Annotated in this window: 11 protein-coding genes; 1 reads left to right on the top strand and 10 read right to left on the bottom strand. The window is 44.3% G+C overall.

Going from position 1 to position 13,941, the window contains the following annotated elements; genetic code table 11:
* Positions 1-58 precede the first annotated feature (58 nt).
* Positions 59-1,168 (bottom strand): MGDG synthase family glycosyltransferase, encoded by a 1,110-nt coding sequence (locus tag ACFSUO_RS09720; RefSeq protein WP_382393505.1) that lies wholly within the window; start codon positions 1,166-1,168, stop codon positions 59-61.
* A gap of 102 nt (positions 1,169-1,270) precedes the next feature.
* Here ACFSUO_RS09720 and ACFSUO_RS09715 point away from each other — a divergent pair, with 102 nt between their 5' ends.
* Positions 1,271-2,107 carry a metallophosphoesterase gene (locus tag ACFSUO_RS09715; RefSeq protein WP_382393503.1) on the top strand — a complete coding sequence of 279 codons (837 nt, stop codon included), beginning with the start codon at positions 1,271-1,273 and terminating at the stop codon, positions 2,105-2,107.
* On the opposite strand, the gene ACFSUO_RS09710 is transcribed toward ACFSUO_RS09715, so the two are convergent.
* The 9 genes from ACFSUO_RS09710 to secA form a co-directional block, all read right to left on the bottom strand.
* Entirely contained in the window at positions 2,104-2,643 is a 540-nt protein-coding gene (locus tag ACFSUO_RS09710) for a YkoP family protein (protein WP_382393501.1), read from the bottom strand. The two genes, ACFSUO_RS09715 and ACFSUO_RS09710, sit on opposite strands and share 4 nt — an antisense overlap.
* Before the next feature lie 425 nt (positions 2,644-3,068).
* Positions 3,069-4,262: a PDZ domain-containing protein gene (locus tag ACFSUO_RS09705; RefSeq protein WP_382393499.1), complete on the bottom strand. Its 1,194-nt coding sequence runs from the start codon at positions 4,260-4,262 to the stop codon at positions 3,069-3,071.
* Between the two features lie 173 nt (positions 4,263-4,435).
* On the bottom strand, positions 4,436-5,893 hold the full coding sequence (locus tag ACFSUO_RS09700) for a S41 family peptidase (RefSeq protein ID WP_382393497.1): 1,458 nt from the start codon (positions 5,891-5,893) through the stop codon (positions 4,436-4,438).
* Between the two features lie 270 nt (positions 5,894-6,163).
* The gene (locus ACFSUO_RS09695; protein ID WP_382393495.1) at positions 6,164-7,501 is read right to left on the bottom strand and encodes a murein hydrolase activator EnvC family protein; all 1,338 of its coding nucleotides are present in this window, start codon (positions 7,499-7,501) and stop codon (positions 6,164-6,166) included.
* Positions 7,502-7,543: 42 nt separating this feature from the next.
* Positions 7,544-8,437: a permease-like cell division protein FtsX gene (gene ftsX, locus ACFSUO_RS09690; protein ID WP_382393493.1), complete on the bottom strand. Its 894-nt coding sequence runs from the start codon at positions 8,435-8,437 to the stop codon at positions 7,544-7,546.
* Positions 8,427-9,113, bottom strand: a complete 687-nt coding sequence (gene ftsE / locus ACFSUO_RS09685; protein ID WP_382393491.1) for a cell division ATP-binding protein FtsE — start codon at positions 9,111-9,113, stop codon at positions 8,427-8,429. Before ftsE ends, ftsX begins: the two co-directional genes overlap by 11 nt.
* A 370-nt stretch (positions 9,114-9,483) precedes the next feature.
* Positions 9,484-9,846 carry a cytochrome c551 gene (gene cccB, locus ACFSUO_RS09680; protein ID WP_382393489.1) on the bottom strand — a complete coding sequence of 121 codons (363 nt, stop codon included), beginning with the start codon at positions 9,844-9,846 and terminating at the stop codon, positions 9,484-9,486.
* A gap of 179 nt (positions 9,847-10,025) precedes the next feature.
* Positions 10,026-11,127 (bottom strand): peptide chain release factor 2 gene (gene prfB, locus ACFSUO_RS09675; RefSeq protein WP_382393487.1). Its coding sequence is split into 2 segments (ribosomal slippage): positions 10,026-11,054 and positions 11,056-11,127, totalling 1,101 coding nucleotides; the frame shifts between segments, so codons are not numbered across the junction.
* Positions 11,128-11,240: 113 nt separating this feature from the next.
* Complete coding sequence (gene secA, locus ACFSUO_RS09670; RefSeq protein WP_382393485.1) at positions 11,241-13,760, bottom strand: preprotein translocase subunit SecA; 2,520 nt, start codon at positions 13,758-13,760, stop codon at positions 11,241-11,243.
* Positions 13,761-13,941 lie beyond the last annotated feature (181 nt).

Raw genomic sequence — 13,941 nt, 5'->3', positions numbered from 1 at the left:
CCAGCAAATACGGAAACTGCCTCTTTCCCCAGCAAAAAAACATTAGCAAGCGTGCCTGCTAATGCTGATCGGTCAATATAGTTGTAAATAATTCAGTCAGCGGCCGGTCATCCAGCTGCCGATGGTACTCTTCGATATGTCTCTGATAAGCATCCTGTTTTTCCGTACTGGAAAAAAAGCGGAGCAGCTCTTGTTCCGGTTTATGATGAAGATTAACCATTATGCCCACGCCAAGCCGGTTTAGTTCCCTTGCATTGACTTTTTCCTGCCCTGGCAATGGGTCGTACATGAAAATAGGTTTCCGTTTCATCAGACACTCACTGACGGTAACACCACCCGGCTTTGTTAAAACGGCATCAGCCTCGTCGTAGAGTGCATTCATCTCCATTTTGCTGCCAATATATGAAATGGGAGTCACGTTGTTGGGCCGATTCCGGAGCAGTTCTCTGTACAACGATTCATTTTTCCCGCATAGCACGTTGTAATGAATCGATGGTGATTTCAGCGATGACAGTAATTTGCGTATGCTTCCAGTACCCAGACTCCCGCCAGTCACCAGCACCCTGATGTTGCTATCTGTGTTTGCCTTATATTCCATTTTTCGATAGACCGGATGAATAGGAATGCCGGTTACAAAGACCCGTTCAGCCGGAATCCCTCTTCGGACAAGAAAGGCTTTCACAGCAGCTGTAGGCACAAAGTGGTAATCAATACCATCTATCCCCCAGACATCATTAATGAAAAAATCTGTATAGGCATTGACTGTAATCGACTGCAGCTGATTATTCAGCTTTAAGCGGCTCGCCAGGTTCGACGGCAATGCATGTGTGGAAACGAGTACCTGTGGATGATGTTCGCGGACAAGCCGTCTGAAGAAGGGGATAAACATCATCTCATAAAAGAAACTGCGGCGCTTCAGAGGTTTATTATTACAAGAAGCGTGCCTGTACAGCCTATCATAGAGCTCGGGAAAGAAGCGGATCCAATTCAGATAGGCGGAAGTAACCACTCTTTCGATATTTCCATAACTGTACGACAGTATATCCACTTTATCACATACCATATCAGTACGTGCCAACTGAACTGCTTCCATTAGTGCGTCGGCAGTATGGTGATGCCCTGTTTGAATTCTCATAAATGGCAAAAACAGTGCCTTATTCGAATCCATCAGTTCACCTCCATCGGGAAATCATGCCTTTGTTTGGCTTCAATTACCAATGACTTGAACAGAACAGACATGCTATAATTTTTCTCAGAGAGGAGCAATGCCATGATCTATTTCATCTCAGCCTGTACCATGATTGCTTTCATTTACTTTCTGAGAAAAGCTTACAATAATACAAAAGATATACAGGTTCGCAATATAAATCCCACTTCAGATGCTGCTGGGAACAAATCCACATTATCCATCCTTCATCTATCTGACTTGCATTTAGAGCATATTTCCATAAGCCCGGCACAGCTTGCAGCCAAACTCAGGAATGAACCAATTGACATGATCGCACTGACTGGTGACTTTCTTGACCGAAAACGGACCATCCCGAAACTGGATCCTTATCTTCGAGTATTGCAGAGTCTGGAACCTGCATATGGCGTGTATGCCGTTCTTGGCAATCATGATTATGTACTGGACGAGAACAATCTTACTGCACTAAAAAACATGCTGGAAAACTATGATGTTCGCGTTTTGCAAAACGGGAGTGATACCATTTTGGCCAATGGACACGTCATCAATATTATTGGTATTGATGATTCCAGCACAAACCGAAGTGATCTGTCAGCTGCCTATCAGCATGTGGAAAATGGAATGAATATCGTTCTGACACATGATCCGAACATTGTACTGGAGATGCAGAATTACAAGTTTGATTATTTAATGGCCGGTCACTTCCACGGCGGACAAATTTGTTACCCAAAAGCATATCATCTTGTCAAAATGGGCAAACTTGCCCGCCAGAATGTGATAAAAGGACTGCATTATTACCGGGAAGCACCATTCTATATTAGTGAGGGACTTGGCCAAACTGGTTTTAATATGCGTGTCGGCAGCCGGCCTGAAATCACGTTCCACCACATTGCCTTCCGTGCAGTCGAGCACGTTTCCTAGTCATTGTACTGCTGCAAAAGGCGCTCCTTCGACATAAAGAGATAAAACGGCTGATTCCGATGTCCCGATCCGGCAATAAAGTTGATGGGCAGAAAGGTTCCTTGTTTAAACAGGCGGTAATACGTGTTCCGGATTGGAAATGCTTCAAATCCGAGTCGGTCGATGCCTTTGTGCAGCAGTGTAATACCAAGGATCCCCTTGATTTCCGGGTATTTATGATGTCCCTCAACATAGCGTGATAAGGATTGCAAATCTCTTCGTATCGTGTGGTATAAACGTATTGCGCGCTGCAGTTCACTCTCGTCTCGCTGCGTATCGCGGATAATACGAATATTATGCAAATGAATTTTCAGCAATATATCATTTTTATTTATGGTTGTCCCATCCTGCAGCACAACCGATGCGCCTTTGTATGTTGTCGGGCGTACACGGAATATGGTGTTATTCATACGGCTGTCAGGTACGTATTGCAGTCTTGTGAGCTTGTAGTAAAGCGGGTCAAGCATATACCACATATTCAATAAATAGTTCCTCATTTGTCTGCCTTCTTTACGGAAAAGTAGCATCATTAGTTTGCTTAAATACGTTATTCCTAATGAAGGAAATTTTACCCAAGTTCGTTAAACTAAGTGAATATCCATTCATACAAAAACGCCTGCCGTATCTGGCAGGCGTTTTCTGCTTCTAGTTTTCATGTTTCATTCCGTTGCGATTAGTTTCCCGACTGCGCCTTTTTGTACGTGACTGAACTGGTGTGCAATTTGTTCTGCTATATCATACGAAATTCAAGGAGCCTACCAGTGATACAGGTCACTATTTAGAGACATTTTTTTGTGAAAAGACAGTTCTTTCAGTTTTTGTAGTTGTAATTATGCGAATAGTTTTATGGAACTCACGGCCCGAGAACATTAAAAAGTGGCAGACATAATCAGCTGTGTCTGCCGCTTTTCGATATGAATCATTATCCATGCTCCGGTATTTGTTTCACCTGAGAGCGGCTGTTCGCCGTTATTATTCCCAGTTCATGGTGGTCCTCTTCATAAAGCGCACTTTGCACAAACCGGACCTCCCCATTTTCTCCTAGGATTTCCAGTTTAAAAAACGCTCCGCTTTCCTGCAGTGCATAATAATATGCTTCCATATCATTTATCTTCGTTCCATTCACTTTCGTTACCGTTTCTCCTGCCACAATACCCAAACGATCAGCTGGCGTGCCGGGAATAACTGCCAGCACCTTGATTCCGCGTTCATTTTTATGGAAAAAAGGGACTTTCGCCCGGTCTGTAAGGCGATGTCTGTAATTAATATATTCCCTTCCGATGATTCCAGTTAAAATAGCCACCAATGACAGCCAGCCGGCATAAATACTGCCGACAGCCATGAATAGTACTGCCATAGATAGGATGAGCACCCGTCTCGCAATTGCCCCGGCGGCTTTTTTGGGAAGTGTTCCTTGAACGGCATGATCAAATCCAATCACAAACGGAACAAGTGCAAGGCTGTACACCTCTCCATTTATTGAAAAATACGGCCAAAATGGTGCAAAAGCTGTGATGGGGCCTGCCGGGATCAGGACAAAAAAAGGAATCAGACTGACTTTTTTCAAATGGTGCACACCTATCCAATACCCACGGCGTCCAAGCTGCAGTTCCGGATATGTCCGGGTCCGCCCGCTGCGGGTAAGCAATAATGCCTCAGCTATTAATAGTATTGCCAGCAGTATACTTAACCCCACAAAATTTGCAGATGATGAGAAGGTTATATCGGTAAATGTCTGGTTTTCGAACACAAATGGAAGAAATAATAAAAGCAAATAACTGATCCCAACTATATATACCGGTGAAAGCAGTGTGAAACGAAGCGATAGACTTAACAGAACGGTTACAATGGCCAGCATCCAAATTGTCTCCCTGGAAAAGACCAGCCCCACTCCAACAGCCAGCATCGATAAAAACAATCCGAAACCAACGGACAAAACCCATGTATGCCGCCATTCCACAAATGGGTCAAACAGCTTCAGACCAAAATCCCTCCGCTCTCTTCGGATCCGTTTAAGTCCGGCTAGAACAACCAGAATAACCGTCCAGTAAACAAGGGGATTAAGAAAGAATCTGCCTAACCCTTTCCATAATTCGATAAGCCATGTCTCTGCCATGATGATCACCTTCCACAACTGCCTTCTGTACATTATACCATTGTATATTATATTCGGTATAGGACAGGTCTTTTCCTGCATGGCGATTAGAAAAACTAAAGACCTGGGACCTCTATCAAAAATTCCGCGGGCAGAACCCGCGGAATTAACTTACTGTAATACACCATGATGGTTTACTGATATAACTCGTTTAATGCTTTTTCCATCTGCTGATCATCTTCACCGGAACGAATATGCTCAACGATCTCGGTTTCAATCTTACCTGCCGTTTTATCATTCACTTTTCCGGTTGCCTTAAGTTCATGTTCCTTCTGGAAGGACTTCACTGCTTCTTCCGTATCCTGATTGAAGTAGCCATCAGTACGTCCCGGGTCATAGCCCAATCCTTTCAGCATAATCTGTATATTTTTCACATTATCGCCGGTATCGTTGTAAGACAGCGGTTCAACAAGCTGGACTGGATTTGTGAAATAATAAGAAGGCTGCTCTTCTTTTATGGTTGGTTTGACGCCCTTCTCATGAATCCATGTCCCTTCTGGCGAAAGCCACTTGAAAAAGGTCAATTTAACCCTGCTTCCGTCTCCTAGCGGAAGTGCCTGCTGAACCGTCCCTTTGCCGAAACTTTTCGTCCCGACAACATCATAGCCGGTTTCTTTCATGGCGACCGCCAATATCTCGGATGCAGAAGCACTGCCTTCATTAATCAATACACTAATTGGATATGGCTTCTTTTCACCCAGATTGGAGTACGATTTGGATACCTGGCCATTCTGATCTTCAATCTGCACATATGGAATATCATCAGGAATAAAGTTTTTCAAGATCTTCTCGACAGCGGTCAACAGTCCACCTGGATTTCCGCGCACGTCAATGACCAAACCTTCAATCCCCTTATCTTCCAGTTCCTTCAGTTGTTTCGAGAAATGCTCAGCCGTATTTTCTGCAAACGAGGTGATTTCCATTAACCCTGTTTTCTTGCCGTCAATAGTTTTCACTTCGGAATAAACCGTTTCAACCGGGATGTCATCACGGACGAGGGTGACATCGAAAGGTTCGGAAACTCCATCACGCTGGATTTTGATCACGACTTCCGTTCCTTTTTTACCACGAATTTCCTGAACCGTTTCCTGCAAGTTAAGTCCGGCAACACTTTCACCGTCTACACTCAGTATTTGATCGTTCGGACGCAGCCCTGCCTCTTCGGCTGGTGAATCTTTAATTGGTGACACAATAGTGACTTTCCCGTCAACCATACTTACTTCCGCACCAATACCCTCAAATGATGATTCTATCGTATCATTAAAGTTTTTCATCATCTCCGCATCAAGGTATGAACTGTACGGATCTTCCAAAGATGCAAGCATGCCTTGAATGGCACCTTCGATTAATTGCTTATCCTTCACATCTTCCAGGTAGTTGTCTTTGATTAAGTTATACGCTCGTGCGACTTTTTGGATTTTGGCCGGTGGTTCCACATTCTCCTGATTTTGTTCATCCGTCTGATTCGCTGCAGAATCCTGTCCGTTATCCGGTCCGGGCTGAGCCAGTTTCACACCAGCATACGCTCCCGCAAATCCCAAAACAAGTGCAGCGAACAATAGTAGGACTATATGTTGCTTCTGCAGTTTCATGTTTTCACCCCATTTAATATATTGCCCGGATGGCTTGTCCTGTTTTAAGTGTTAGAAAACTTGGCTTGCCGTTAAAGAGATACTTAGAAAGCGTTCTTTGCATCCACAAAAGCCCCTACGCTTTGGAGTGCAAGCTTTAGGCGGTGCTCCCTAACTGCACTCATTCAGTATTTATATTTCTTAACTGCCTAAAAAGGCATCACAACATTAATGTGCGATGCCTTTAATAGTATAGTTTATGCAAGCATTATGCAATAGCATTCATGTTAATTATGGAAGGAATGGCATAGGATTAATACCGCCTTTATGACTCCATTTTCCATTATGCACTTCAAAGTGGAGATGGGCACCATAAGAATCGCCGGTATTGCCGACAGCACCCAATTTCTGTCCGGTCGATACGGATTGACCAAGACTTACGGATCGTGCAGACATGTGAGCATAAACCGTTGACTTATTAAGCTTCGGATGGTACACGTACACAACATTACCATAGCTGGAGGAGTATGCTGACCTTGTTACAACTCCGGATGCGCCCGCTTTGATAGTTGTACCAATTGGTGCTGCGAAATCAACCCCCAAATGATCTCCATATGGCGCCGGTCTTGGACCGTATCCTGAGGAATACCTGCCATTTACAGGCTTAATAAATGTTCCGCTTCCTCCACCACTAAAATTACTGTTCGATTCATTTGATGAGCTGTTATTTTCTTTGGACAATTGATTAAGTTTGCTTTTGGCTTCTTTTTTTGCATTTTCGATAACTGCTGCTTGATCTTTCAGTACCTGCTCCTGTTCACCGATACTCATTTTGTATTCTTCAAGCTGATTTTGCTCTTCTTTCAGTTCCCCAAGCTTGTCTTCTTTCGCCCCCATTTGCTCGTCCATTTGCGCCCGCAGTGACTCAAGCTCCTGCTTTTGGTTTTCGAGTGATGCTTTTTTGTTCTCTATTTCACCTTTCTTGTCTTCTATTTCTTTTTTCTTTTCTTCCACTTCCGCTTGCTTGTTTTCCAGCTCTTTCTTTTCCTTCGCATGGGTTTCCATGATGTTCTGGTCCTGCTCCATTATCGTACTAACAGCGGAAGAGCGGCTGATAAAATCACTGAAACTGCTCGATCCCATAATGACTTCTATGTATTTCATACTCCCGCCGTTTGACTGGATTGCACGGAGCCTATCTTTCAATAGCTGTTCCCGTTTTTCAATCCGTTCTTTCAGCTTTTTAATATCATCTTTCAGTTTGTCGATTTTCCCATTTAGCTTGTCCATCCGTTTTTTTAATGTTTCCAGCTGCTGGGTTGTTTCCGCAATTTCATTTTCTTTTGATTTGATGGTATTCCGGGTTTCGGCCAGATTCTGGTCAATTTCTTCAATCTCGCTATTGACGGTTGCCTGTTTTTCTTTATTTTCTTCAATTTTCTCTTCGGTGTTTTCTTTCTCGCTGTTCAAATTGGACTTTTTATCGCTTAACTTATCTTGTTTTTCTTCCAGTTCGTTTATTTCCTCTTTCACATTGCTGGCTGACTCAGCTGATACTTTGTGCCAGTCAGCCAATCCGGTTCCGAAAACTATAGTAGCAATAAGCGAATAGGCAATTGATTTCCTCATCACTATTTCCCCTCTCCTCGTCTATGAATAGTACATATTTTTTTAGATCTTCAAGAACTTACGGACACTCATAACACTTCCCCATACGCCGATGAATGCCCCAATAACTAGAATGAGTAAGGAAAGCTGCCATGCGAATGGACTGAATGGGAGCAGTTCCACAAAATCGTACGTAATTTTATCACTGACATTATGGTCCAAATAGTAATACCCGGCCAGAACAGCCGTTATAGGCAAGATGGAACCCAGAACCCCGAGGAGCATACCCTCAATGAAAAACGGCCAGCGGATGAATCCATTTGTGGCACCAACAAGCTTCATAATACCAATTTCTTCGCTTCTGGCCATGATCGTTAGTTTAATCGTGTTGGATATCAGGAATATGGCTGTAAAGACTAAACCGACAATCAAAATTAAGCCGATATTCCGGGCGTATTCGTTGAAGGTGAACAGCCGATGGACGACGTCTTTTCCATAGTTTACTTCCTGAATGTTTTTAAAGCTGTTAATTTTTTTGGCCAGGGATTCTGTATCAGCAGGATCTGCAGCTTTCACGACGTAAGCATGGCTGAGCGGATTGTCCTGTTCAAACATCTTCAATGCGTCGCCTTCTTCCCCCATGCCTTCAATCACCTGTTCAAGCTGTTCATCTTTGGATGAAAAGGCAACCGATCCTGCTTGGTCCATTTCCTGGATTTTATCCCCCAGCTTCTGTATATCATCTTCTGTCGCTGTCCGGTCAATGAGCGCCTCAATCTGCACCTCTTCCTCAAGGCCGTCTGCCATATGATTAAGGTTCAGCATTAGTGCAAGGAATGCACCGACAAGTAAAAGTGTGGTCGTTACGGCACCAACGGAGGCCACTGTCATCCAGCCGTTGCGGAAAATATTTTTAACACCCTCCCGCAGATGCCGTTTTATCGTCCTAAACTTCATAGCCATATTCACCTCGATGTTCGTCTCGCACGATCAGCCCGTCTTCGATTGCGATAACGCGCTTTTTAATCGCGTTGACTATTTCTCTGTTGTGGGTGGCCATTAGGATGGTAGTACCTCGAGAATTAATTTCCTCAAAAATACGCATAATTCCCCATGATGTCTCCGGGTCCAAATTACCGGTCGGCTCATCAGCGATCACAATTTTCGGATGGTTGACTATTGCCCGGGCAATGGACACACGCTGCTGTTCGCCCCCAGAAAGCTCGTCCGGAATGAAGCGTGCCTTATTTTTCAGACCTACTAATTCAAGCACATCCATTACCCGCTTCCGGATGCTGCGTGGCGATTCCTCAATAACTTCCAGCGCAAAGGCAATATTTTCATAGACTGTTAGTTTCGGCAAAAGCTTAAAGTCCTGAAAAATAACACCGATATCCCTGCGTAAAAAAGGGACGTGCTTCTTTTTTATACTGCCCAAATCCATGTCGTTAATCGTGATACTGCCTTCGGATGGCTTCGCTTCTCGGTACATCAGCCTGATGAATGTCGATTTGCCAGCACCGCTCGAGCCGACAATATACACAAATTCTCCCTGATCAATATCAATTGTAATGCCATTAAGTGCAGTCACTCCGTTGACATATGTTTTATGTACGTCTCTCATCTTTATCATCTATGGATCACCTTTTGTTCTGAAGTGTTGTTAAACATAGTTGTCGATTCTTCATAAACCGTGTTTTAATACGCCGGGGTATTTTTATGCGTTCCGACAAATTCAATAATTATTTTCCATTATAACATCTTTCGGCATGAATTTTAGACAAAATTATATTACATTTTCATTTCAATTTGTCATGTTGTCTGCGGTTTTTGTAAAACTTCGTACTATGAACTTTGAATTTGAAAGGAACACGAGGAAAGTTCCATGTTTTTTGCGGGGTGATGCCCAGAAAAGAAGGTGTTCCGGGAAAGCCTTGCAAACGTAATTAAAAAAGTTTGGCCTGTTTTCTCATTCGAAACAGGCCAAACTGCTAGTCATCCAGTTATTTTTTCTCCGCCAGCCATGATGCAAGTGTCTGAGCATCCTCTTCTGCTACATCCTGGGGAGGCATGTCGCCTTGACCATTCTGAATAATATCAACAATATCATCTTTAGAATGATCTGCACCAACTGAAGTCAAATCAGGTCCAACTCCGCCAGAAAGATCTCCTCCGTGGCAGGAAGCGCAGTTATTTTGGAAAATTTCTTCCGCTGCAGCGGTTGATTCACCGTTTTCACCGGAAGACTCTTCCGTACCGGTGTCACCATTGTTTCCGTTATCAGTGCCACCGTCATCCCCACCGCCGCCACAAGCGCCGAGCACAAGCGCCGTGCCGAACAGAATGGATAATAATCCTTTTTTCATGTTTAAATCCCCCTAACATAATGTAGTGAAAAGGTTATCAAGGATATTATAACCTATTTCCATTATTTTAAAACCTGTACAAGAGAAATAATATCACCGGTTTTCCCTTACAAATCGCGGTACAATCAGCTTACTGGCAGATTGTGTCAATTTCATGACTATCCTATGACCATGCATGCCTAGTCGATCAGGGAGCGCAAATAGGAGTCAATGAATGGGTCGATATTACCGTCGATAACACCTTGCGCATTCCCTACTTCCTCATTGGTACGATGGTCTTTCACCATTGTGTATGGGTGAAAAACGTAAGAGCGGATCTGACTTCCCCAGCCAATTTCTTTTTGCTCTCCGCGAATTTCATCAAGCTCCTGCTGCTGGCGTTCCAATTCCAGCTGATAGAGCTTGGACCGGAGCATTTTCATTGCGCGTTCTCTATTTTGAATCTGGGAACGTTCCGACTGACAGGTAACGACAATTTTAGTTGGCAAGTGCGTGATACGAACGGCTGAATCTGTCGTGTTGACGTGCTGTCCGCCGGCACCGCTAGCCCGATACGTGTCAATGTTGATGTCTTCATTATTGATTTCGATATCGACATCATCATCCATCTCCGGTGTCACTTCACACGATGCAAAGGATGTATGGCGTCTGCCGGAAGAATCAAACGGTGATATCCGGACAAGGCGATGTACACCTTTTTCGGCTTTTAAATAGCCATAAGCGTTATGTCCTTTGATCCACAATGTCACACTTTTCACACCGGCTTCATCACCGGGGAGATAATCAAGAGTCTCCACGGTGAATCCTTTCCCTTCAGCCCAGCGCTGATACATCCGCAGTAGAATGCTTGCCCAGTCTTGTGATTCCGTACCGCCCGCACCCGGGTGCAGCTCCAGGATCGCATTGTTCTTATCATATGGCTCACTCAAAAGCATCTGTAACTCAAATTGATCAACGGCACTGCGCAGTCCGGTGATTTCCTGTTCCAAATCAGCGAACAGTTCCGGGTCATTTTCTTCTTTCACCAGCTCGTAGGATACTTCCAGGTTCTCCAGTTTTTCCTCCAGTTCCTCAAAACCTTCCACATAGCTTTTCAGCTGATTTGATTCATTGATAACTTTTTGCGCTTCTTCCTGATTGTCCCAAAATTCAGGTTCTGTCATGCGCATTTCGAGTTCCTTTATCCGTTCCCGTTTGACATCTAAGTCAAAGAGACCCCCTGAATTCATTAATTCGCTTCATCATTCGTCCCAGTTCATTTCCAATCTCTGCAAGTTCCATCTGTCTCACCTCTAAGTTAGTTTAAAATAACAAGGAAAACACCCTCACCGGACCAGAAGTGCTTCTTTATTTAAAACCGTCAGGAAACTATGGTCAATGCCATGGGTCCCCGGTTATTTGCCATGGCAGTGTTTATATTTTTTTCCGCTGCCGCACGGGCATGGGTCATTCCGGCCAGTGGTCTCCGTCTTCACGTAAGGTTTGCGTGATTTTTTCTTTTCTTCCTCTTCCTGTTCGCCAGATACTGCCTGTGTATTTTTGGCTACTTCCTGCCGCTGCAGATTATCCCTGATTTGGGCTTTCATCACATACTTGGCTACTTCCTCTTCAATTTCAACAATCATTTCTTCAAACATCTGGAAGCCTTCAGCCTGATATTCCTGCAATGGATCATTTTGGCCATACGCACGCAAGTGAATACCCTGGCGAAGCTGATCCATCTGATCGATGTGATCCATCCATTTAGTGTCGACCGTTCGCAGTACAATTACTTTTTCAAATTCACGCATTTGCTCTGGTGACAGTTCCTGTTCTTTTTCATTATAGCGATGGTTGACAATACCCATAATAAAGTCAATCATTTCGTCCGGCTCTTTGCCTTTAATATCATCGACTGAAATATCATCCGGGTTCAAGAGATTGCCATGCACATACTCAATGATGGAATCCAGTTCCCAGTTTTCGTCCAGTTCATCCTGTGTATTCGCCTGTACAACACGCTTAAGCGTAGACCGAATCATACCCTCGACAATTTCACGTAGATCTTCAGTGGCTTCAATAACATCAAACCGCTGCTTGTATATGATTTCCCGCTGCTGACGAAGAACGTCATCATAGGATAGAACGGTTTTACGCGCATCAAAGTTGTTACCTTCCACCCGCTTTTGTGCGGATTCCACAGCCCTTGATACCATCTTGCTTTCAATCGGCTGGGAATCGTCCATGCCAAGCCGTTCCATCATCGATCGCATATTGTCGGATCCGAATCGGCGCATCAGGTCATCTTCCATTGACAAGTAAAACTGCGTCACCCCTGGATCACCCTGACGCCCGGAACGTCCGCGCAGCTGATTATCGATCCGGCGTGACTCATGGCGCTCAGTTCCAATGACGGCCAGACCGCCCAGCTCTGTCACACCATCACCGAGCTTAATATCGGTACCACGACCGGCCATGTTCGTTGCAATCGTAACCGCACCCCGCTGTCCGGCATTTTCAATAATTTCTGCTTCCCGGTAATGGTTTTTAGCGTTAAGGACGTTATGTGGAACACCTGCTTTTTTCAGCATCTTGGCAATCAATTCCGACGTCTCGACTGCGACCGTCCCGACCAGAACAGGCTGTCCTTTTTCATGCCGTTCTTTAATATCATCAACGACGGCACGGAATTTCCCTTCGATTGACTTGTAAATCATATCCGCTTTGTCGTCCCGGATAATCGGCTTGTTCGTCGGAATAGCAATAACATCCATGTTGTAAATGTTACGGAATTCCTCTTCTTCTGTTTTAGCTGTACCGGTCATCCCGGAGAGCTTCTGATACATGCGGAAGAAATTCTGGAACGTAATCGATGCCAGGGTCATACTTTCGTTCTGGATCTGCAGCCCTTCTTTTGCTTCAATTGCCTGGTGCAGCCCGTCACTGTAGCGGCGGCCTTTCATCAGACGACCGGTGAATTGGTCAACGATGACAACCTCGCCTTCTTCAACAACATAATCAGTATCACGCTGCATCGACACGTGGGCTTTTAATGCTTGGTTAATATGGTGGGTGAGTGATACATGATTCAAGTCAAACAGATTTTCAATACTGAAATAGCGCTCAGCCTTGTTGATGCCTTCTTCCGTCAGCTGGACACCTTTCGTTTTTTCATCATACGTATAATCCGTCTCACGGCTTAAAATCCGAACAAACCCATTTGCCTGCTGGTACATCGATGCCGATTTTTGGGCAGAACCTGAAATGATCAGTGGTGTACGTGCCTCGTCAATCAGGATCGAGTCCACCTCGTCAATAATGGCAAAGTTCAGCGGGCGCTGCACCATCTGTTCTTTGTATAGAACCATGTTATCACGCAAATAGTCAAAGCCGAACTCGTTATTCGTGCCGTACGTAATGTCACTATAATAGGCTTCCCGCTTTTCTTCTTTCGTCATGCCATTGCCGTTAAGACCGACAGTCAGGCCAAGAAAATTGTACAGTTCACCCATATCCTTCGCGTCACGACCGGCCAGGTAATCGTTGACCGTAATAATATGGACACCTTTTCCGGATATGGCGTTCAAATAAGCCGGCATGGTGGATGCCAATGTTTTCCCTTCCCCTGTTTTCATTTCGGCGATATTGCCTTCATGTAATGCTACTGCACCTGTCAGCTGAACAGGGAACGGACGCATGCCCAGCACACGTTTCGCACCTTCTCTCACCACCGCATAGGCTTCAGGAAGCAAATCATCAAGTGACTCACCATTTGCATGACGTTCTTTAAATTCTTCTGTTTTATTTTTTAATTCATCATCTGACAATTTTTCTATATCAGGTTCCAGCGTTTCTATCTGATCGACTTTTTTCTGTAAACGGTTCAGTTGTTTTTTATTTCCATCCCCAAAAATCCTGGTCAGTAATCCAGCCATTTAAAACGCTCCTCATATGATTTCAGCAAATATGCAATATCTTATTATAACCCAATACTAATCATAACGCATCTGTTCTTCTGTTACAACTGATGAACACGGTAATAGACTGTCGAAACTTCCCTGTCCTGTGTGTTCACAGGCTAAAACCGTCACGTCCTGTGCGTTGAAAAATTGAAAG

The sequence above is a fragment of the Lentibacillus juripiscarius genome (assembly GCF_042685205.1).
Lineage (GTDB): Bacteria > Bacillota > Bacilli > Bacillales > Amphibacillaceae > Lentibacillus > Lentibacillus juripiscarius.
Note: the sequence above shows the minus strand (reverse complement) of the source record. Positions and strands in the feature narration are given on the sequence as shown.